At 66.5% G+C, this 19,975-nt stretch carries 19 protein-coding genes and 1 pseudogene; 4 read left to right on the top strand and 16 right to left on the bottom strand.

Features of this window, described 5'->3' with window-relative positions:
• Nucleotides 1-797 precede the first annotated feature (797 nt).
• From AC068Z_RS42060 to AC068Z_RS42045, 4 genes and pseudogenes are all read right to left on the bottom strand, one after another.
• Nucleotides 798-1,661, bottom strand: a complete 864-nt coding sequence (locus AC068Z_RS42060) for a trypsin-like peptidase domain-containing protein (protein ID WP_478569022.1) — start codon at nt 1,659-1,661, stop codon at nt 798-800.
• Nucleotides 1,662-1,767: 106 nt separating this feature from the next.
• Complete coding sequence (locus tag AC068Z_RS42055) at nt 1,768-2,295, bottom strand: hypothetical protein (protein ID WP_478569019.1); 528 nt, start codon at nt 2,293-2,295, stop codon at nt 1,768-1,770.
• Between the two features lie 47 nt (nt 2,296-2,342).
• A pseudogene (locus AC068Z_RS42050) lies at nt 2,343-2,644 on the bottom strand (DUF6233 domain-containing protein).
• The gene (locus tag AC068Z_RS42045) at nt 2,625-5,039 is read right to left on the bottom strand and encodes a helix-turn-helix domain-containing protein (protein ID WP_478569016.1); all 2,415 of its coding nucleotides are present in this window, start codon (nt 5,037-5,039) and stop codon (nt 2,625-2,627) included. The pseudogene AC068Z_RS42050 and the gene AC068Z_RS42045 overlap by 20 nt, the downstream one beginning before the upstream one ends.
• 121 nt (nt 5,040-5,160) lie before the next feature.
• On the opposite strand from AC068Z_RS42045, the gene AC068Z_RS42040 reads away from it, so the two are divergent.
• Nucleotides 5,161-5,352 carry a hypothetical protein gene (locus AC068Z_RS42040; protein WP_478569013.1) on the top strand — a complete coding sequence of 64 codons (192 nt, stop codon included), beginning with the start codon at nt 5,161-5,163 and terminating at the stop codon, nt 5,350-5,352.
• Between the two features lie 574 nt (nt 5,353-5,926).
• Here the strand turns inward: AC068Z_RS42040 and AC068Z_RS42035 are convergent.
• The 5 genes from AC068Z_RS42035 to AC068Z_RS42015 all read right to left on the bottom strand — a co-directional run bounded on the left by AC068Z_RS42035 (nt 5,927) and on the right by AC068Z_RS42015 (nt 7,926).
• A complete protein-coding gene (locus AC068Z_RS42035; protein WP_478569010.1) occupies nt 5,927-6,253 on the bottom strand; it encodes a hypothetical protein in 327 nt (108 codons plus the stop codon).
• A 46-nt stretch (nt 6,254-6,299) separates the two neighbouring features.
• Nucleotides 6,300-6,545, bottom strand: coding sequence for a hypothetical protein (locus AC068Z_RS42030; RefSeq protein ID WP_478569007.1), 246 nt, complete (start codon nt 6,543-6,545; stop codon nt 6,300-6,302).
• 128 nt (nt 6,546-6,673) lie between these two features.
• The gene (locus AC068Z_RS42025; protein WP_478569004.1) at nt 6,674-7,273 is read right to left on the bottom strand and encodes a hypothetical protein; all 600 of its coding nucleotides are present in this window, start codon (nt 7,271-7,273) and stop codon (nt 6,674-6,676) included.
• A 45-nt stretch (nt 7,274-7,318) separates the two neighbouring features.
• Nucleotides 7,319-7,654, bottom strand: coding sequence for a hypothetical protein (locus tag AC068Z_RS42020; RefSeq protein WP_478569001.1), 336 nt, complete (start codon nt 7,652-7,654; stop codon nt 7,319-7,321).
• A 101-nt stretch (nt 7,655-7,755) separates the two neighbouring features.
• On the bottom strand, nt 7,756-7,926 hold the full coding sequence (locus AC068Z_RS42015) for a hypothetical protein (RefSeq protein ID WP_478568998.1): 171 nt from the start codon (nt 7,924-7,926) through the stop codon (nt 7,756-7,758).
• Between the two features lie 167 nt (nt 7,927-8,093).
• Between AC068Z_RS42015 and AC068Z_RS42010 the strand changes: the two genes are divergently transcribed.
• The 3 genes from AC068Z_RS42010 (at nt 8,094) to AC068Z_RS42000 (ending at nt 10,310) form a co-directional block, all read left to right on the top strand.
• A complete protein-coding gene (locus AC068Z_RS42010; protein ID WP_478568995.1) occupies nt 8,094-8,621 on the top strand; it encodes a hypothetical protein in 528 nt (175 codons plus the stop codon).
• Nucleotides 8,618-9,202 (top strand): hypothetical protein, encoded by a 585-nt coding sequence (locus AC068Z_RS42005; protein WP_478568992.1) that lies wholly within the window; start codon nt 8,618-8,620, stop codon nt 9,200-9,202. Before AC068Z_RS42010 ends, AC068Z_RS42005 begins: the two co-directional genes overlap by 4 nt.
• 487 nt (nt 9,203-9,689) lie before the next feature.
• Nucleotides 9,690-10,310: a hypothetical protein gene (locus AC068Z_RS42000; protein ID WP_478568989.1), complete on the top strand. Its 621-nt coding sequence runs from the start codon at nt 9,690-9,692 to the stop codon at nt 10,308-10,310.
• Nucleotides 10,311-10,383: 73 nt separating this feature from the next.
• On the opposite strand, the gene AC068Z_RS41995 is transcribed toward AC068Z_RS42000, so the two are convergent.
• From AC068Z_RS41995 to AC068Z_RS41965, 7 genes are all read right to left on the bottom strand, one after another.
• A complete protein-coding gene (locus AC068Z_RS41995; protein ID WP_478568986.1) occupies nt 10,384-10,617 on the bottom strand; it encodes a hypothetical protein in 234 nt (77 codons plus the stop codon).
• A 104-nt stretch (nt 10,618-10,721) separates the two neighbouring features.
• Entirely contained in the window at nt 10,722-11,114 is a 393-nt protein-coding gene (locus AC068Z_RS41990; RefSeq protein WP_478568983.1) for a hypothetical protein, read from the bottom strand.
• The gene (locus AC068Z_RS41985) at nt 11,111-11,533 is read right to left on the bottom strand and encodes a hypothetical protein (protein ID WP_478568980.1); all 423 of its coding nucleotides are present in this window, start codon (nt 11,531-11,533) and stop codon (nt 11,111-11,113) included. The genes AC068Z_RS41990 and AC068Z_RS41985 overlap by 4 nt, the downstream gene beginning before the upstream one ends.
• Before the next feature lie 1,253 nt (nt 11,534-12,786).
• Nucleotides 12,787-12,924, bottom strand: coding sequence for a hypothetical protein (locus tag AC068Z_RS41980; protein ID WP_478568977.1), 138 nt, complete (start codon nt 12,922-12,924; stop codon nt 12,787-12,789).
• Between the two features lie 435 nt (nt 12,925-13,359).
• Nucleotides 13,360-14,784, bottom strand: a complete 1,425-nt coding sequence (locus AC068Z_RS41975) for a lipase family alpha/beta hydrolase (RefSeq protein WP_478568974.1) — start codon at nt 14,782-14,784, stop codon at nt 13,360-13,362.
• Nucleotides 14,785-14,836: 52 nt separating this feature from the next.
• On the bottom strand, nt 14,837-19,276 hold the full coding sequence (locus tag AC068Z_RS41970; protein WP_478568971.1) for an ATP-binding protein: 4,440 nt from the start codon (nt 19,274-19,276) through the stop codon (nt 14,837-14,839).
• Between the two features lie 92 nt (nt 19,277-19,368).
• Nucleotides 19,369-19,677, bottom strand: coding sequence for a hypothetical protein (locus AC068Z_RS41965; RefSeq protein WP_478568968.1), 309 nt, complete (start codon nt 19,675-19,677; stop codon nt 19,369-19,371).
• Nucleotides 19,678-19,975: the final 298 nt, after the last annotated feature.

Here is a 19,975-nt window from a genome sequence, read left to right as displayed (position 1 = left end):
GTTCACAAACCCCGCAAAACACCATCGACGAAGCAGCAAACGAAGAAGTCAACCACCCCACGACCACGCCGCACAGGTTAAAGATCAAGCTAGGCCCCTCCTTTTCACCGGTTGCGACCTTGACGCCGCTGATCAGTGTTCGGTTTGCCCCCCGCTGTACGGGGCGAGGGGCTGTGGCCGGGCGGTGCCCTAGCCGGTCCTCGCGTGGCGGTGGTGGAGCGGCCGCGGGGCTGCGGCGGCGCTCACGGCGGGAAGCCTGTCCCGCATGGACGGCCGAAGCTGGCCGAGCGCGCGATGCGCGGCGGCGTCGGCCGCAGGGTGAACGAGAGGCCGGGCGAGCTCGGCGATTTCCCCCAGTTAACGCCACGGCTCCGCGCGCTCATGCGGTCGCGTCGCTCGGTTAAAGAGAGTTAAGCGTCAGGCATTCCTCGCAGCGACAGAACTCGTGGTCGTGCCCCATCAGGTCGGACCAGTTGGCCAAGAAGCGGCGGATCGCCCCGGCCTTCAGTTCATGGGCAACTGTGGAGACGGAGACGGTCACTTGATCAGTGACTGCCTCACACTTGCGACAGTACCCGCGCACCCTTTTACCAATTTCAGGCATGTGGTCCCCCTTACTCACGCCTTTACTAAGGATGAGTCCATATGCCGCAAGATCGGTAGATACGCACGAGCGGAACACTGATACTGGTCGTGCCATGCGTTCACCCTCACGCCGGGGCGGGCCCGCGCGCGATGGGTCCTGATCGCAGCACCCGGCCCGCCGTCCGATGGACCGGCGGGCCGTGGTGTGCACGCTACGCCGCTGGCCCCAAGCGATCAGCCTCGCTACTCGGCAGAGGCTTGATCTCCTTTCCGCCAGTCTCGATCACGGCGGCAAGCGTCTCCCTGATCGCCTGAGCGTTAAACGCTACGCCCAAGTTCAACTCCTGCGCGATCTGGATGTGCGGCGCGTTGGCCACCAGGAGGGGGAACTCTGACTGCCGCGTCATCGTGCCAGCGATGATGCCCACCAAGGCGAAGCGTGTGCGGAACGTCAGTCCGTCAGGGACGCTCTGCAAGCCTTCCTTCATCACGAAGACAGGGCTGCCGCTGCTACCACCGAAGACTGAACCGTCGATCCAAAACACAGGCTGTCCGCCCATGTCCATGTCCAGCGGTGTCGCAGTGATGCCTCGACGAGCAATGGGCGTGAAGTGTTTGGGATCGCGCAGGCCACTCGGATAGCCAACGAACGTGATCTCCTCGATCGCGTCCGAGTCGAACCCCGTCACGTCAGTCGACAGGATCGACATGGGCAACGCCCTGGTGAAGCAGTGCTTCATGAGAGTCTCCCACCCAGGGCCAAGGGGGATGCCTGCGATGTCGACGTTGTCACTCGGGTGCCCAACCCATGAATCCGCTGCCAGGGTCACGGTCACTTCGTTACCGAGGTTGGGCTCGTCAGCGTCCGGCTTCTTCCGCACAAAGTGAACGGTCAAGCGTGCGGCTCCAGCCACCACGTGCTTGTTCGTGATCAGTACGGGGCAGAGGTCGCCGCCCTCAACGTCCCCCATCATGAGAAATCCAGTACCGGTGGGCTCGCCGCCACCGGATGCCAGCAGGTTGTCAATGCGGGCAGTGCAGAAGAGGAGTTGCCTGCCGATTGTGTTCAGGTTCACGGGGCGCAGCATCGCACTCGCGGGGCAAGATCGTGGGTGATGTCGGGAATCACCCATGGGTAGAGACGCAGGTCACGCCGCGTCGATCTCCAGCACGCTGCCTGGTCTACTGGGGTCGCCGTGATTGGACACGCCCTTTGGTCCGGACAGCCACCTTGAGGAACTCTGTGTCAGGAAGCGGCTCACCTCTGAGGTGGTGGCCCAAGCACTGCTGGGCCTCACCAGCCATCGCTGTCATGAGGAGCCTGCCAGCCCGCAGCCCGACAGCCTCCTGGAGGATCTCCTGGTGGCCAAACTCGAAAAGCCACGCGGCCTCAAGCATGTCCCGTAGGTCTGCGTCCGACAGGCGCAGCATCGACAGTCGCATGGGCTTGAGGATGCTTGCCATGCCTGCCACCCACTCTTGCCCTTCCGGTCCGGACTGATCCTCCGGCCGCTTCCAGGAATGTTCGCGAAGGGCTTCGAGCTCCGTGATCAGCGATTCAACAGCTGTCTCCGAGAGCGCGATGAGGCGCCTCTTGTCCTCCTGCTTCGCTTGAGACTTCTGTTGGTACACCACCCCGGCGAATGCTGCCCCCGCACCCAGGAGCGCTCCACCAAGGCCAATCAGGCCGACGAGGACTTCCGTGCTCATGGCGGCATCGTTCCACTGATCCACGGACAGCGTCTTTTACATGACGGCTAGTCCAAGATGCCCAGCTCGGTGTCCGGCCGGCAGTGCGGACAGGCGTCCACCCTGTTTGCGAGAGCCCTAACGCCTCATCCCGCGTGACGCAATGCGACCGCTTGCTTGCCATGTGACAGCCTCCGATGTGCACGTACACCGGCGGCACGTCCCTGCTCAGGCTGTGCTCGATCAGCCAGTCCGGCCGCGGCGGCCGTCGCAGGTGTTTCGTGGGCGTGCTCGAGCTTATGCGCGCCGTGACCAGCACCGGGCCAACGAACCGCGAAGTGACAGCATGCCTATGGCGATGCAGCGGCATAGGGTGCGAGTGGGCTGTACGGGATATCCATCGTCGGTTGCCAGGGAGCCGTCGGAGTGCCGTCCGGGTCCATACCGTGTGGCCATCGCATGCGGAGCATCGATGCCCAGGCCGTGTGTTCGTATTCGACAGAGGCTCCGCCGTAGTCGGCGACTTCCCTGGCCAGCATTGTCGCGTTCGCCCGGTCCCCGGCAGACTCCCGCATCTCAGCCAGTTGGCGCAGGACGTCGGTGTCGCCGTGATCGGCGGCTTGCTGGGCCAGGGTTTCCGCGCTTGCCCGGTCCCCGGCAGACTCCCGCATCACCGCCAGTTGGGACAGGGCGATGGTGTCGCCGCGGTCGGCGGCCTGCTGGCTCAGGACTTCGGCGCCATCCCGGTCTCCGGCTTTCTCCCGCATCATCGCCAACTGACGCAAGGCATCGGTGTCGCCGTGGTCGGCGGCTTGCCGGGCCAGGGTTTCCGCGCTTGCCCGGTCCCCGGCAGACTCCCGCATCAGCGCCAGCCGGCACAGGGCGATGGCATCACCGTAGACGACGGTCTTCCGGGCAAGGGCTTCGGCACCATCTCGGTCTCCGGCGAGTTCGTGTGTCACCGCGAGTTGGTGCAGGGCGTCGGTGTCGCCGAGGCTGGCGGCTTGGCGAAGCAGGGCTTCGGCACCATCCCGGTCCCCGGCTTCCTCCCGCATCCTCGCCAACTGGCGCAGGGCGTCGGTGTCGCCGAGGCTGGCGGCCTCCTGGGCCAGGGCTTCGGCGCCCTCCCGGTCCCCGGCTTCCTCCCGCATCTCGGCCAGTTGGCGCAGGGCGTCGGTGTCGCCGAGGCCAGCGGCCTGCCGGGCTAAGACTTCGGCGCCGCCCGGGTCCCCGGCCTCCGCGTGCATCACCGCTAGTAAGGCCAGGGCTACAGGGCTTCCGTGGGCGGCGGCTTGGTGGCGTAAGTGGTGAGCCCACTGCAGCCGAAGGCGTTTCTCGGCTTCATCCGCGATGCGGTTCAGGTCCTCGGGGTGAGCGAGATGGGTAAGGGCGGCATGCCAGAAAGATGCAGGTGGGCACAGGTGACGGCGGCTGGTGCGGCCGTGTTGCTCGAGGTAGTCGGCGAGCCGGAACTGAGGTCCTCTCCCGGCCTCTGCACCCGTGGTGGTGGCGGTGGCGGAGGCAGGGGCGGGCGGGCGCCGCACGGGGCGGGGGGAGGTCTGTCGTAAAGGAGCCTGTTTGCCGTGGACAGGCTTGGCGAGTTCGGCGTATGCCTGTTCTGCCCAACCGTCGGCGAGCTGGTCGTAGTCGCTCTGGCTGAGGTAGTCAGTGGCGGCATCAGTGAGGAAAGCCTGCGGGAGGTGCAAGCCCACGCCGAGGCGGCGCGCGTCCATCGCGGCCTGCAGCACTGCCTTGGCGGCTGGGCCGGCATGCTGGTAGCGGTTGAGGAGCTCGGGAGCACCGGCCAGGTCCTGGGTGATCCGGCCGTCGGCGTGTGCACGGGTGAGGGCGTCGGCCAGCAGCCAGTCGCCATCCTTGGCGAGAGCCCTGGCCGCAGCCAGGGCCGGGGCGTCAAAAGCATCGGGTACTGCCAAGACGTGGCCGGCGAGTAACTCTCGTACTCGACTGTGCCGATCCGGCTCGGTCGGCATGGGCAGAGCCGTGTATTGGGTGGCGTACTCGGGCCAGAGCGTGCCCAGCACCAGCACGGGCCCGCGCTCCCGGCTGACCAGTAGACGGTGCACGGCTGCTGCGATCTGCTCACCTACTGCCCGGTCGCCGAGGTAATGCTGGGCCTCGTTCAGCCACACCACCGTACGGGGCCCGACGCGGTGCAGCTGCTCCAACGCGGCCTGCGCCCTGGTCGGGTCGAAGGGATGCCACAACCGCCACCCCTGATCGGCAAGGGGTTGGACGGCCTCCCAGCACGCCCGTGTCTTGCCCGTCGAGGAGGCGCCCACCAGCACCATGATCCGACTGCGGCCGGCCACGGTGTCGTCGACTGCTTTGTCCAGCACCCGGTCATGCTCGCGGCGCACATAGGCGGGCCAAGCCCGCTCTGCAGACCGGTCGGAGCCCGCGGCCGTCGGGCCGGGTCCGGCCCGGTGGACCTCCAAGTCATGCGGCGCCCACTCTCCAATGGGGCGGCCCGGCCCCTCTGTCGTACTCGTGCCCGTTTGCTGCCCCGCGGTGCGCTGCAACGCCAGCATTTCTGTCTCGGGCAGCCGCAGTGCACGTGACAGCGCCGCCACCGTCTCCGCGGACGGCACCGGCTTCTGAGGAGAGAGCGCCTCCGAGACGGTGGTCCGTCCCAGACCCGCCCGCTGGGCCAGCTGGGTCTGGCTCAACCGGGCCCGGGCCAACCCGTCGGCCAGTCTCCCGCGCAGTTCGGTGAGTTGCGGGCTGTGGCCCTTCCGCTCGTCCATGCACCTTCCCTGAGGCCCCGATGTGTTCGCCAGTGTTCATTCTCGTCCCGGCGAACCCCGGCGAACACCGGTTCCATGACCTTCGACCACGTCAACGCCCCACCACTTACCGGGAGTCCTCGTGGCCGTCGTCCTTCTGACCACCGCGCTCGTGATCGTCGTCGCACTGCTGGCCGCCGCCTGCGCGGGCAAACTCGCCCGCATGGAGGGCGCCCCGTACCCCACCGCACTCACCCGGGCCGCCGCCGCCTTCACAGCGGTCCTCACTCTCGCCGCGACCGTGACCGCGGCCCTCGCAGAACTGTTCGCTTGAATCACCACCACGCCGTCAGATCTGCGGCAGCAGAGCGTAGGCGGCCGCCACCCGATTGAGGAACGACCACGTCGTCTCGCCCACCACGGGCACCACACGCAGGATTGCCTCCACCGAACCGCCGTCCGCTCGCACCCGAGCGGACGGCGTCCCGCAGTACGCACGGGGTGCCGGCCGCTGATACCGGTACCCGGCGAACGAGCGTCACCGGTGCTCGGTACCGCCCTGGCACGCAGACCTCGAGAACACCTCTTGGCCGAGCCACCGCAAGGGCTGCGATCGGGGCTGTGCTGAGCCCTGTCGGGCCAGCCAGAGAATGATCCGCGTATCAGACCGACACGGTAGCCGCGCAGGCGCGCTGGAGCACAGACGGTCTGTGCCAGGCACACCTCAGCTGCGGGAAGCAGGGCAGAGCCACGTCACATCGAACACATGCAACGCCCTCACATCCCGCACCATGGGCGCCTCACGACTTCGCCCGGTCCGGCTGCTGCGCCTGTGTCAAGGCGCAGGGTGAGGGCGATGTGTTCGTGGCAGCCGGGGCATTCGACCGTGGTCTTACCGAGGGCGGCCATCAGAGGCCGAAGGCCAGCAGCTTGAGTTCGGCGTTGTCGACGTCGACTTGGAGCTGGCTGCCGTAGTCGCCGGTCGGGAGCGGGCCGAAGCGGCGCGTGGCTGCGGCGGCAATGCTCACGCGGCGGGGGGTGACGGGCTGGCCGTCGACGACGCCCGGGAAGCGGAAGGTGACGGTACGGGAGACGGCACCGCCGTTCCGGCCCTCGAGGAACATCTTCCCGCTGTTCGCGACGGTGTGGTCGTTGGTCGCGTCGCCGTTGGTTTCGGTGGAGGCGGCGACGCCGGCGCGGGTGATCTGGGTGGCGGGTACGGCTACGCGGGGCATGGCGCCCTCCTGTGTGTGGGTGACGCAGTGCGGCGTGGGGTGGTGGTCAGCCGGCCAGTTGCTGGCGTACGGCGGCCGTATTCTGGCGGGCGAGGCGTTCGGCGGCGGCGATCTGCTGCTGGCTGTAGATGCGTCGGCCTTGTTCGTCGACTGCGGCCTGGGCGCGGTTGAGGTGGCCGCGACGTCCCCAGCTGTAGATCGTCTGGATTCCGCGGCCGGTGAAGGCTGCGGCCTTGCGGATGGTGAACCAGAGGCGGGCGTCGGCTTCGCGGGGCTGGCTGATGTGGGGCATGTGATCACCCCCTCGAAACGCGAAAACCCCCGCTCAGGCGGGGGCTTGTGTGACGTGTGGGCACAAGTGCGCTGCTGACATGCTGATCGCCAGGGTGTCCAGCAGCGTGATCTTCTTACTGGACGCTCCTATAGCCCGGTGGGGTCAGCTGGGCCCGCCCAGGTTCGGGACGGGGTGTTGCGAGCGAACTCTCCATCCAGGCGCTCCCTGGCCATCTGCAGGTCGGTCAAACCGCTGGCGCGGTCCGCCCGCAAGGCTGATTCGATCACGAAGTGCCGAGCCCAGTCGTAGTCCTCCGTCTTGAGCTGTCGCAGCGCCTCGCCCTCCACATATGTGGGGCCGGCAGAGAGGCCGAAGGTCCGGGGAACGAGGATCTGGAACCGTTGCAGGCTGGGCTGGTCGATGCCGAGGACGATTGTGCGCAGTGCGTTCTGGGTGGCTTCGGCGATGGAGCTGAGCTTGTCGATGCGTCCGTTGCGGGGTTCTCCATCGCTGAACCCGATCATTGGGCGGTCGGACGCGTGCAGGGTGGGCCCGAACGCGAAGGGTTCATTGACCCGAAAAGGGCTTCCGCGGTAGATGCGAAGGAGCGCCTCGAAGGCGAGGGAGAGCCCGGCGGCTGTTATGGAGTAGTCACCGATGTCAGCGTGAGTCTGGGCATCACGCAGGTACTGCGCGACCTCGGCCTGGGTGACCAGGTCGATCATGTCGATCTGGTCGAAGTCCATGCCGAAGACTTTCGGGGTGACGGTACGGAAGAAGTCCACCAGCGCCTAGCGGGTCTGCTCAATCTGGTGGTCAGACGGGAACGTTCCGTTGTGTTTGAGGGCGATCCAAGCGTCATTCAGCCGCTTCATGGGAGTTTTCCCAGGTAGCTCTATCTCCGGCTTGAGCGCCTCCCAGTACTGGAGGAACTCCATCCGCGGCTTGAGTTCGACGCCGAGCTGCTCGGCCGTGAGGCCAATGAAGTTCTCGACGGCGTCGTGAAACGAGGTGATGGCGCGCGCCCGCATTGGCGACGGCTGGCGGCTTTGGTCGATGCCCTCTTGGTACAGGTACCTGACGTATGCGAGGCGTTGCACGGTGAGCGGGGACAGCGGCGCGGTCATGTCGACTCCTGAGCATGCGGGTACTGAGGAGTCTGTCCGGTGCGCTGGCCCGGATGCACCTGGTTTCCCCTGCTCGGTGCGGAGTTGTCAGTGACCGAACCCTACTGGTGGCCTGGATAGGTGTAGCCGTCGGGGACGTGGGTGACTGTGACCCGGCGGCGCCGGGCGGCGAGGTACACGGGTGTCCATAGGCCGACCGTGAGGATGAGCATCGGCCAGTAGAAGCCGATGGCCATCAACCCCATCTTGCGGAGCGTCTTGATCTTGGCCATGTGGCCCCTCGTCCTGTGACCTGGCGGCCAGAGTCGCAGTTGCTCAGGGGAGCTGTGCGGCTTGTGACATTGCTGTGACTGATCGTTACTCGTGCGAGGGATGCCAGGGATGGCGCGGGGATCTACGGTTCGCCTGTGAGTGCTGTGAATTGGGGCGATGTGCCCACGTGGGTGACGGGATTTTCGCAGGTGCGGCCGCCTTGTTCGCCTATCAGGCCATCAAGAGCCAGCGAAAGCAGATTGGTGAGCAGCGGGCCTTCATTGCGGAGCAGTCGACGAATCTTCGGCTGGAGCGGGAGGCTGTGTATGCCGCAGCGGAAGAGCGGAAGATCTCGCAGGTGCGCGAGGTCAGCGTGAAGGTGAGCGCGCGGTGGGCAGGCAGGCACCAGGGTGAGACTGAGCCCACCCATGTGTGGACCATCCTTCTGACCAACAACAGCGTCGACGTCCTACGCGATGTAACGGTGGAGTTCGGCCCCGGGGTAGCGGTCCTGGACGGCGCCGAGGAGAAGGCGGGACGGGCGTGTCAGGTCCCTGTCGAGGCCGTTCTGCCCCGGGAAACCTTCGAGTTCCGGTCTGAGCGGTATCAGCTGTCGTGGGAGGAGCTATGCCCGGCTGCCTTGTTCACAGACGCTGGGGGAGTGCGCTGGCGGCTGAAGCCGAACGGCAACCGGCAGGAGGTCGCCCAACCATGAGTGCGGCTGACTGGGGAGACGTGCCCACCTGGCTAGGGACGAGCTTCGCAGCGCTGGCAGCTGCAGCAGCCGTGTGGACGCTTAAGAGCCAGCGTGACCAGATCGACGAACAGCGCGTCTTCATCGGCGAACAGTCGGCGACTCTCGCCCTCGAGCGCGCCGAGCTGCGCGCTCTGGCAGAGGACAGGAAGTGGGGCCAGGCCCGGCTGGTTTCCATGCAGTCTCATCGGGTCAGTGACGGATCTGGCGGCTCCTACTGGCTGGTGCAGGTTGTGAATGGGAGTGACGCGCCCATTCATGATCTACATCTGCGGTTCGGAGACGCTTACTTGCCCACCGAGACTCACGAGGTCCGAGAGATCGTTACGAACGTCCTGCAGTCCCGGGTCGGTGAGACGTGGTTGCATCCCCTTCACTCGCTGGGGCCGGGGCGGGCCGTGCGGTTCACGTCGCAGGCGTGGTCACCTCCCGTCGCCCACAACAGCCGTCCGTCCCTGAAGTTCGTGGACGACAACGGGATCCGGTGGGGGCTCGACTCCCATGGAACCCTGGCTGAGACTGCCGATGATCCCCAATCGTGAGGGGCTCCGCCACGACGGGAGTTGGCGCGGCGGTTCCGCTCGTTGCGGATAGCGGTCAGTCCCGGTAGTTCGGGGCGCCCCGTCGGTATCCGCGTCGGCCCTCGAGGGCCTGGGCAGCGGTGGCTCCGTACCAGCGGTTGACGCCGTCGGTGGTGTTGTCGGGTTCGGGCCAACGGCGGCGGGTGAGGTCGGCGCGGATGGTACCGGCGGTGATGCCGATGCCCGCGGCCTCGGGTGATCTTGCCTGGTGTGGGCATCTTCCCTGTCATGAGGCTGGGGGAAACGGAGCGACACCGGGGGAGTGTCGTCTGCGAGGGCTGGGGGGCGCGTGGCGGGCAACGGCGCAGATCGACGAATGAGGCTTCGACTGGCGCGGCAACGGCCAAGGCCCCGCGCAGTCCGCGCGCGTGAGAGGGACGAACCGCAATCGCAAGTACCCGAGCCGGGAAGATGGCGGCGGCTGAATTGGTGGGTGCAAGTGGGAGCGGTGCTGGCAGCGCTGGCGACCTTGCTGGGTGCGGTTGCAGCCGTGGGCGGCATCGTATTCACCGCCATCGCCACGTTCTACAGCGCACGGGTTGCCGAGGATCAGCTGCAACAGTCTAAGGAGGACGCAGCCAAGGAGACCCGCGCTCAGGCTTCGAGGATCACCTTTTACGGGGATACGAATGGGATGCATCGGCACGGCGAGAAATTTAGCGTCGTGAACCGCTCGGCTGATCCCATTACGGAGGTCACCGCGTTTCTTACGGCGGCTCCACAAACGAAATTTCCGGAGAACGTATTGGAGTGGCCGCTTCTTAAGATCTCTCTAGGCTACATCCCGCCATGTTCGCGCATCGTGCTAGAAAGCTCCACCCTGGGGAGATTCAACGGGAAAGGTGATGTTGAGGCGCTCCCTGGTGGGGAATTATTCGCCATCGAAAGCCTGGTGTTCATCGATAGTGATGGGCGAATGTGGGGACGGACACCGACTGAATTGAAGGAAGTGGTGCTGCCGCCGTTTTACTGGCTTGAGGATCCGAACGTAAAAGACCCTTATCCTCTCGTGCTGAGTGGAGATAAACCTGTCGCCCCTAAGGCGGTGGAGCCTTGCGAGGGGACTTAGGTCAGCCTTTCTCATATTCACTCGCCCCACATGCTCCTGATCCGTGCCGACGCAAAGACCCAACGAAGCACCACTACGTGCGGTGCTTGCGGCTGGCTCGCCTGAGCTTCCACTGATTCCAGCGGTAGCCCCATTCCGGGACGTAGTTCTCGTACAGCCAGGCGCAGATGCCTCCCACCACGAGCACCACGACGATCGCACCGACCAACACCGCGCCCTTGCTCGCGCCGTCCCAGGGCAACGGGGTCTCCTCGTAGAGCGCGGTCGCCAAACCAAACGCAAGGAGAAGCCCGGCCAGCGTGAGCATGCTGCCGCATCCGCCTCGTCTACCGGCCACACGCGCCTCCTCGTTGCGGAATGGGCTGCGAGGCCCCGCCCAGACAACTCCGGTGCGGGGCCACTTCACGCCTCTCAAGGCGACGGATACGCCGACTCCACCGCATCCCGCCACGAATCCTCAAACAGCTGCTCAGCCTCCGGACTGTCCCACCACTCCCCGATCACCTCACCCATCAACCGCTCCACCTTCGCCTCATCCAACCCCATGCAAGCCGGAGGAGGCGCAGGCGTCGGCGCGTCCCTCCCAGCAGCCATGGCATCGTGCAGGCCTTCCCTCATCGCCTCCCTGCAGGCAACCGGATCTGCGATCTCCCCACCATCGCCGTCGGATTGAGAGACGTACAGGCCGGCCCCCACAATCGCGGCGATCAGAGCGGCTGCCGTCCAGATGATGATGGCGTTTGTCCGCTTCGGGCTCTGCGGGGACGGCGGCCCCCACCTAGGCCCCTGCTGCATGCCGCTCACGGCGTCTCGGTCAACGAGTCGAGCATCTTGTTCTTGTCGAAGGTGCCCTCGCTGTCCGTCCACTCCAGACCGTCGATTGCCTTGGCCATGAGCACCGCCATGTACTCGTCCTCCGACAGCGGCCCGCACGCATCCGGCCGCTTCTTCTCGGCCGGCTTGGTCTTCGCTTCGAGCATGTCGAACGCGTCCTCGGCAACGGTCTGATAGCCGTCCTGGACCATGCCGGCGAGGGTGTCGTCGAGGGCGTCGACCCGCTCGGTGGCCTCGTCGAGGGTTGGCGTGTCGTCGGAGCTGCTGCCGGTTGGCTCGGTGAGTGCAGTGGCGCAGTCCTCCGCGTTATCGGAGTCCGAGTTCGAGCAGCCGACCGCGGCCCCGGCGAGCAGCAGGCAGGCAAGTACGGCGGTGGTGGTGCGGCGCATGGATCCCCCCCAGGGTTGGTGATGCCGCCGGATCGTAGCGCTGGCCGCCGACAACCGCCCCGGAAACGCGGGAGGCCCACCGCGACGGGGGAACGCGGTGGGCCAAGGGGGGCTTCCAGTGTGGCAGGCGGTCGGCTCTCGCGCTGGCCCTCCAGCGGTGCGCCCGGTACCGGCTTGTCCTCGGCAGGGAAGTGCCCGCCGCGGGAGGGCTGGTAGACGGTCTCGTGCCCGTCCAAGCGGGGGTCGTCCTCGCGGGGGTTGGTCTTCCATCCGAGTGCCATGATGGCGATCTCCTGTCTCGTGTTGCGGGATGGGTGGACCGGGGCGGACCGCGCTCTTCTTGGCGGTTGGGAGCGGCCCGCTCCGGGTTCTAACGGCCGCGCACCCGGTGGTTGCGGACGGTCTCTGACGGGTCGTGAACGACAGCCCTCGCCAGGCCAACGGGCTCTACACGAAACCCCTTCTCCGATGTGTGTGCCAGGGCGGCGTTGTTGTCGTCGTCGGCAGCCTGACCTGCGCCGACAACGTCCGGAGAGGGGTATGCCTGGGCCGGGGTAGGGGCCTCGTCCCAGCGCTGATGCGGATCTCTGAAAACGACCAGGGTCGCTCGTCGCCCCACTCGGCACGGAGTTCAACGGAGTGGGGAGTTTCAACGAGCGTCGCGCGTTGTCGGCCGGGGCCGCCCGCTCGTGGAGTGTGCGGGACGCGCCGGCCGGTCAAGGGCGCCTTCGGCGGCGCTCCGCGCTGGCCTTCGGCCACCCTGGACAGTCCGCCCGTCCCTGGACCTGGCTGGCTATCGGGCGGCCCCTCCCTTGTGGCGCCCGTCCGCAGGTCAGGTGGTCTGTGGGTGGGGAGATCCACTGAGCAGGTGTGGGGTAACCCCCGAGCAGGGGGTGGGGAGGTTCAAATATCCCCATCAGCGCAGCCCGGCCGAGGATGAACGGCTCCCATGCGGACGTCCTTCACGGCCCACCCATCTGCTGGGCAGCGGCGCGCACCGCATCAGTGGTCGCACTGAGGTGCTCCGCCAGTGGCGTCAACTGCGCGTGCGGGGGGCCGATATCGCGGACCGCGGCGACGAGTGCAACCGGGGAAACGCGCGGTGGGCTGGCGGGGGTGTGCTCGGCGACGGGCTCGGGCTGGCCCTCGTCGGCGGCCGGCTCCGGCTCGGTGGGACGCTGCTTCGGCTCCCAGCCGTCCCGGCCGCACCGGTTCGCCGCGCCCCCCCACACCCCGGCCGCACCCTACAGAAGTCAGGGCGCTCCACCGTCGGCGACCCGCTCGTACAGGCCGGCCGCGACCGCGCCAACGACCTTGCGCAGGAACGCGGCAGCACCCAGGAGCACGGCCACGCTTAAGCCGAGGCCGGCGCCTTCGGCGAGCCAGCCCATGGCCCAGCGCCACACTGCGCGTGCGTGATGTACGGCTCCGCGTGCGAGGTGGGTGGCGAGGTGGCCGGATCCGGTGACGGTCCGCTGTCCGGCCTGACGGAGCCACTGCATCGTCGAAGGGGCGCTCTTACGATCTCGCCCTTCGCGATGCCGTCGAGTGCCCATGCGCCGAGTCCGTTGACGCCCTCGGTACACAGGAGCCAGCCCCGCCTCATCCCTTCTGCAGGCTGGCGCAGCGTTCGCCGCCACTGAGACCCTGGCACTGGCTGCTCTCACCCTTGTCACAGTGCTATGAACAGATAGCTGTCCACCCCGGGCGTTGGCCGGCGCCACGGCTGTGGCCGTGGGATCGTGGGTCGCGCGGTGCGCTGCCGTCGCTTAGTGACGGCAGTGAGGGTTTTTGGGGAGGAAACCACCATGTCCTGCGCCCGAATGTCATAGGAGCCGCAGGCGCTGGAAGTCAGGCATGTTGCCTGAGTCGAGTTCCTTTTCGAGCTGGGCGATCCGGTCTGTGCTGGGGGGATCGAAGTCGAGGTAGCCGGGGTCGTCGGGGGTGCGTGGCGTGGGCAGTTGCGGTATGGCCAGGGCGTGGGGCTGGTCGCCGGCTTCGGCGAGGTGATGGTCAAGGGCGGCTGCTGAGCTGGTGGCCAGCTGGAGCGGTTTGTCGGCCAGGGCGCTCCAGACGTCGTTCTGGACGGCTGTGTCGTCGGGGAGTCTGCCGTGTTCGGTGTGGGTGTAGCGGAGGTCGCCGACGAACGGGAGCTGGGCGGAGGCGAGGGGAACTCGTCCGTCGCTCTCTCCGTGCGCATTGTGGGGAGTTCGCGCGGTGGTCCGTTCCATGTGGTGCCACAGAAAGCCCAGGCGCCGGTTGTAGGCGAGGCGGAAGAGCGTCTTGTAGCCGGTGCCTGCGATGACGGTCATGCGGTCGCGTTGGTTCTGGTCGAGTGCATGGTGCCAGTCGTCGAGGTCGCGGTGGTGCTGTGCGGCTGCGCTGAGGATGTCCTGGAGGGCGAGTTCCTGGCTGGTGGACAGGTTGAGGTGCCAGGCGTGTGCGTCGTAGAGGTCGAAGTTCGCGCAGGGGTGGTCGTATTCGGTTCCCGGCAGTCCTTCTTCGGTGCCGGGGTACACGCCGGCTGGTGCAGGGAGCAGGCTCATGACGCCGTGGAGGGAGCGGAAGGTGTCCCTGCTGAGGTAGCGGGCGAGGAGGATGAGTTTCTCGTAGCCCCACAGGTGGTTCTTGAGGTACCCGGCGATGGACGGGGACCCGTAGTGGGGAGTGCCCAGGAAGACGATTTTTCCGATGTGGTTCCACAGGTCCGGGTGCCGCATCAGGGCTGTGCGTATGACGAGGCCGCCCATGCTGTGTGCTACGAGGTGGATCGGCCGCCCTTCGTAGCCTTCAGTGCGGGTTTCGGTGACGCAGCTGTACAGATGGTCGGCGCTGACGTGCAGGGGCTTGCGCCAGTCGTAGGCGAAGGCGCGGTGACTGAGGTTGGGGCGGCGCATGGCCGCGGCCAGAAAGCCTGTGTAGGAAGGGGTGACGGTGACCGGTTCGATCTGGAAGCGGGAATCGATGTCGGTCAGCCCGTCTGGGGCGAGTGCCAGATCGTCGATGCGGCTGCGGCTGGGGTATTCGATCCACCACATGCCGCCCAGTGATGTACTGGCCAGGTAGCTGCCCATGACGCCTGGGACGAAGATGAGATTGACGGGCCCGTCGTCGGCAAGGTGATCGCCTTGCGCTGGGCCGGCGATCTCCTGCAGTTCCTCGAAGGCGGCTGTCCCCAGCAGCGTGCGCAGCGCGTCGGCGGCGGCGGGATCGCGTGCGAGGTCGAGGCGGGTTGCGGTGTCGCCGTGCATGAATCGAAGGGCGAAGCTGTCGTGGAATGACGGCGCTGTCATGGGCGGAGCCTTACGTGGCCGGGAGCAGGGAGACGGCGGGTGCTTGGTGCATGGCTTCGATTTCGGCGGGGCCGGCGACGAAGAGTTGGTAGTCGTTGACGTAGCTGTAGAACAGGCCGCCGATGCTGCGGTACTCGTCCCAGAAGAACTTGCGGCTCTGGCTCATGGCTTCGCCCGCGGAGGTGGGGGTGTCGGCTGAGATGCGGTTGTAGAGGAAGTGGAAGAAGACGGCTGCGAAACGGGCGGCGAAGGCTGTGGGGACCTTGCATTCGCCACCGACGTAGGCGCGGCTTCCGCGTTCCATGAAGCTGTGCTGCAGCGTGTTGCTGAAGGGGTGGTCGACGGCGGAACTTTCGCAGGCGTTGATGAAAACCAGTGGCTGGTCCTCCAGTGCGGAGACGCCCATGTCCGACAGGGCCAGGATGTCCTCGGGCTTGTTGGTGCGGCCGAAGCGCAGGGGTTTGTCCGCATCGTTGGTGCCCTGGCAGAAGATGTAAACGAGTGAGACCGGTGGCGGCTTGGGCGAACACAGGAACTGCGATAACTGCGCACGTCTGTTGTGCTCTCCTGACGGCAGGAAGAGCGGTGACCACGGGGACAGTTCCTTCTTGTGCTCGTCGACGGCTTCGGCCGTTCGGTCGCCCTGGCCCCAGTACAACAGGTGGGCTCGCGTGGCATTCCGGTCCAGCGCGCGTGAGGTCTCTCCGATGTTGTAGGTGAGGTTCGACAAACGCAGCCGCAGCCCGAGGAAGTTGTCGGCGTCGACGGTCTGCCCGAAGCCTGGCGGTTCATTCCGGTACAGCAAGCCCCAGGGCACGTGGAAGAGCTTCTGGTCCCGGCTGCGCCAGTCGACATGGAGTTTGGAGCCGGGCCGAAGATCCGTGATGAGCTGGTGCAGTTTGCTTCCTGGAGGAAACAGGGCGCGGAACAGCCTGTGGCCGGCGAAAGCAAGCTCTCGCATGGCTTCCTCTGCCGCCAGATTGATCCAGAAGGCTTCGTCGTGCTGCGAGAAGTGCTGCCCGTTGCCGTGCCAGTTTGCGCTGGGCGCGAACCGCTTGAGGCGGTCGGAGATGTCCGCCGAGGTGATGTCGTTGTAGCGCGGGCCGCACAACTGCCTCACCGCGTCCAAGGCGTGCTGGGCCTTGGTGACCCACTCTCCGGTCTCCGCTCCGGGTTGCCAGTCGCACCACTGGCTGGCATCGGGGCGACCGTTGGCCTCCAGGTGCCATTTGGCTTGGGGCGGCATGAGCGTGAGGGTCAGAATGCTGGGAGGGCGCTGCCAGGCGTGGGGGAGCGAGAGAGCCGTCTGGCCCAGCGGCAGATAGTCACGGGTCTTCGTGCGCAGCCCTCTCCGGGCAACTGCGGCCGGGCGGGTGCTGTCCGTGCCCTCGGCGGCGGTCTCGCTCTGTTGGACAGCGGGTCTCTGGCGTGGGAAATCGTTCGCAGGTGTGTCTGAGGCCGGGCTCTGTTGCGGCTCGGGTGGTGCGGCGGTCGGCCCCGAGTCGGGCGGGTCTTCCGCGCAGATTTCGATGCTCAACTGACGGTAGCGGTCCTGCCCGACGTACAGCTCCGCCGTGATCTGCACGTCGCCCTGCGCCTGAGGCGTGACGGTGATCAGCCGTTCCTCTGACTGCCCCACGGTCGGAATGACGAGGTCGAATTCCACGATCCACTGGGGCCGGTCACCTGCCTGCGTCGCGTACGCCTGGGCCAGGAAGCCGGCATCTGCGGGTACGGCCAGTGCCGCGGTAGTGGAGTGGACGACCCACCGGGTCGGCAGCCCTGAGGCCGGGATATCGCTGCTGGGCACAAAGCGTTCACCTACCGCGCGGTTTCGCGGGTCGTCGGCTCCCGCTTGGAAGCTTCCCTGATAGGAGCGGCCCACCTGTAGCGCCGTGTCGTCGCCTACCTCGGGATCGCTGAACCAGAAATTGAGGTGCTGTCCGGCCACAGCCTCCCGCTCCGCGGCGGACAGTACGCGTGCGCCGCCTTCTTGGCCGTCCGCGTCCTTCACCGTCTTCGGCTCGCCAGAGGTGCGCGAGTCCCGGCCGACGGGCTCTTCGTCGTTTTCGTCGAAGGGATCGGTGGGGCCGGCCGGAGGCCTTGGACCTCCGCCGCCCTCCCCAGAACCCTCTGCGGGGGTGCTGTCGGCGGGGGCAAGGGCGGCCGGATGATGCAGGACGGTGCCGGGCAACGTCACCCAGGTTGGCCCCCCGTATCCGGGCTGTTCCGAGACGGAGGAGGCGCGTTGTGCCGTGCTCAGCCGCTCGGACAGTTGCCGTAGCTGATCGGTCCAGTCCGCTGGCAACAGCTTCGTCACCGGGTCGGCCGGAGAGGCTGCCGCGTTGAGATACGCCACCTGGGCCCGTTCCAGCAGGGTCAACGCATCCCGCACGCGGCCTGCCGTCACCTGCACCGCGCCGGACTCGTACAGAGAGTTCGCCTCGTCCAAAACAGTGCCCAGCTCGCGGAAGAGCGAAGACGCCCGCGCCAGATGGCCCGCCGCCTCTTCGGTATGCCCTGCCAGATGATCAGCCAGCCCGAGCCCGTACAGGGCGCGTGCTTCACCGCCCCGCGTGCCCTGATCCCGGTGCAGGGCCAGTGCCCGGTTCATCCGTTCCTTGGCTGCATCAGGCTCGCCGGCCTCCACCGCCACCAGGCCCAGCTGGTAGTGGAACAACGCTTCCGCAGCGTGCTGGCCTTGGTCAGCCGCGTGCTGCGCCGACTGTGACAGAAGCTCACGTGCCTGCTCGAGGCCTTCGTTGCCCTCCCGCAGCAAGAAGGCGGTCAATAGTTCGGCGAGCGCTGCGGAGGCCTGTCCCGTTTCCACGCGTGCTGCCGCGGCCAGGTTTTCCGCCTCTAGCCGCAGCCAGGCGGCTGCGTCGGCTGCGTCTTGCAGGTGGGGCGCCTGATCCGGCATCGCCGCACCGGACTCGCCCGACCCAAGGGCGTAGGCTCTGGCAGCGGTCTCTCGGTAGAAGTGCACCAGCCGTTTCGTGGCTGCACGGTGTGCGTGATCGCCCTGGGCTGCCTCGGTCTGACGTTCAACGAACGCCTGGACCAACTCGTGCATCCTGAAGCGCCCCGGTGTCACCTCGGAGAGCAGACTGCGTACGTAGAGAGAGTTGAGGTGCTCACGCGCGTGGTCAACGCTGGTTTCAGCCAGCACTGCTGCCGCGTGCGGCTCGAGTTCGGTCCCCGGATGCAGAGACAGCCTTTGCAGGAATTCCTGCTGCTGCGGTTCAAGCCGCCGGTACGAGGTCCGGAAGACGGCTCCCACTGTTACGGGCCCTGCGCGCAAAGCCCCCAAAAAGCCTGAGGGGAGGGCCAGTTCACGCACCAGATCGGCGGCACGCCAGGTGGGATGCCTGAGCAGCTCGCTTGCTGCGGCGGTAATCGCCACGGGCAGGTGGCCACACAAGCGGGCCACTGTTCGTGCAGCCGACTTGTCCACCGTTGTTCTTTGCGAAGTGATCAAGAGCTCGAACATGTCCGCTGCCGGCTCCGGCTCAAGCGGTCCGAGATCAATGGAGCGGGATAACATGGGGGTATCGAGGCGAAGCCTGCTGGTGACGACCGTGAGTGAAGGGGAATCACCCGGCAACAAGGGTTCGACCTGTTCCAAGTCACCGGCATCGTCGAGAATCAGCAGCACCTTGCGTGACGAGAGCCAGCTGCGCCACATGGAAGCCCGCCCGTCGACGCTGTGCGGAAGGGCAGATCGCGGCACCCCGGCCGTCTTCAACAGCGTCGCCAGTACCAGGGAAGGTGCCAGCGCACCGTCCTGACGCAGGCTGTGCGCAGCCAGATTGATGAAGATCTGACCGTCGGGAACGTCGTCGATCAGCCGGTGCGCGACGTGCACGGCCAGCGCGGTCTTGCCTGAACCCGGCATGCCGTGCACCAGGCACACAGGTGCCCCAGGCGCACGCAGAACCGAGAGCAAGTCGGACAGCTCCCGGTCCCGTCCGGCCAGCGAGACGTCCCGGGGCAGTGTACGAGCACGCGCAAGTCGTGTTCCCGCCGGAAGTGCCTGAGCCGGTGAAGGAAGGTCGCTCGACGTGAGCGCTTCCGTCAGGCGTCCTGCGGCAAAGAGATCGGATTGCGGCGGCGGCAGGATCAGCTCCCCCGCTCGCATCTGACCACGTGCGCTCAGCAGGAGCCGAAAGATCAGCTCCTGCTGTGAAGGCGCGTCGAGTGTGTCGACCTTGCTGAGAACCGTGTGCAGACGGTTGAGCCAGCGAATGGTCAGTTCTTGTTCACGACGGCTGTCGCCGGCTGTCCGGGCGGCGATGACCTGATGCCGCGTCTGCTCCAGCTCCACCGCAACGCTCTGGGCCTGCTCCGGACGAACGCTACGCACCAGCGACACGACACTGTCACGGACCTGCCGCCACGCTTCTGTGGTGAGGGAAGACATCAATGACGAAGAGATGACCGCGAGAACCACTGGATCCATAGTTCCCCCACCCCATCGTCCAGCAGCTTCCACTGTACGAGCAACCAGGCCCCGCAGGGCCCGTGTTGACAGGTCGAACTCTTTCACAGGCCTGTCCAATCCCCCGTCTTCATACCCACAGACCGCCCTTCGTTCATCCTCCGTCCGGCGGTCACCCTCCGTGGTGGCCACACAACCAGCACGTCAACCATGGCCGCGCCCATGATGGTGAGCAAAAGACTACTGCGCGTAATGATCCCTTTCAGGCTGTTGCCGATGAACGACGCAATGTCACCGGAATGTGCTAATGCGATGCCGCCCTCCGACGGATCGCGGGTCTTTTCCTCTCGGTGTGCGAAGCGCGAGACGGGGTGCTGTACCGCGCCGTGGGTATTGACGATGTGGTCCAGCATGGCGACGACTGCAGCAGGGGCTTTGCCCTTCGCAAGCTCGGTCCGCGTGCTGTGTCCGTTGCCTGATAAGGCGTTTGGTGCTGTGGGCTGCGGCCAGGGTGAGCACGACCGCGAGGCTTCCCAGGTACTCGGCGGCAGCCGCGCTGAGGATGTTCACCGGCCGGCTTCCGGCAGGGGATCGGACGAGTTCGCCGGGGGAGTGTGGTGCCGTCCCAGCCTTTTGAGTTTACGGCTCACCCGAAGTCCGAATGCGTTCGGATCGTCGGCGCCTCCCAGCGCTGCGACCTGGGCCCATGTC

It is taken from the genome of Streptomyces sp. NPDC043726, assembly GCF_056436565.1.
The sequence above is the reverse complement of the archived record's forward strand: the minus strand, read 5'-3'. Positions and strand labels throughout refer to the sequence as shown.

Excerpts from the sequence above, each read along its gene's own strand:
- AC068Z_RS41985 (WP_478568980.1), bottom strand. The coding sequence starts at position 11,533 with ATGCGCCGCACCACCACCGCCGTACTTGCCTGCCTGCTGCTCGCCGGG.
- AC068Z_RS42005 (WP_478568992.1), top strand. The coding sequence starts at position 8,618 with ATGAGTGCGGCTGACTGGGGAGACGTGCCCACCTGGCTAGGGACGAGC.
- AC068Z_RS42025 (WP_478569004.1), bottom strand. The coding sequence starts at position 7,273 with ATGGACTTCGACCAGATCGACATGATCGACCTGGTCACCCAGGCCGAG.
- AC068Z_RS42035 (WP_478569010.1), bottom strand. The coding sequence starts at position 6,253 with ATGCCCCGCGTAGCCGTACCCGCCACCCAGATCACCCGCGCCGGCGTC.
- AC068Z_RS42020 (WP_478569001.1), bottom strand. The coding sequence starts at position 7,654 with ATGACCGCGCCGCTGTCCCCGCTCACCGTGCAACGCCTCGCATACGTC.
- AC068Z_RS41975 (WP_478568974.1), bottom strand. The coding sequence starts at position 14,784 with ATGCACGGCGACACCGCAACCCGCCTCGACCTCGCACGCGATCCCGCC.
- AC068Z_RS41965 (WP_478568968.1), bottom strand. The coding sequence starts at position 19,677 with ATGCTGGACCACATCGTCAATACCCACGGCGCGGTACAGCACCCCGTC.
- AC068Z_RS41995 (WP_478568986.1), bottom strand. The coding sequence starts at position 10,617 with ATGCTCACGCTGGCCGGGCTTCTCCTTGCGTTTGGTTTGGCGACCGCG.
- AC068Z_RS42030 (WP_478569007.1), bottom strand. The coding sequence starts at position 6,545 with ATGCCCCACATCAGCCAGCCCCGCGAAGCCGACGCCCGCCTCTGGTTC.
- AC068Z_RS42015 (WP_478568998.1), bottom strand. The coding sequence starts at position 7,926 with ATGGCCAAGATCAAGACGCTCCGCAAGATGGGGTTGATGGCCATCGGC.
- AC068Z_RS41980 (WP_478568977.1), bottom strand. The coding sequence starts at position 12,924 with ATGGGCTGGCTCGCCGAAGGCGCCGGCCTCGGCTTAAGCGTGGCCGTG.
- AC068Z_RS42045 (WP_478569016.1), bottom strand. The coding sequence starts at position 5,039 with ATGGACGAGCGGAAGGGCCACAGCCCGCAACTCACCGAACTGCGCGGG.
- AC068Z_RS42055 (WP_478569019.1), bottom strand. The coding sequence starts at position 2,295 with ATGAGCACGGAAGTCCTCGTCGGCCTGATTGGCCTTGGTGGAGCGCTC.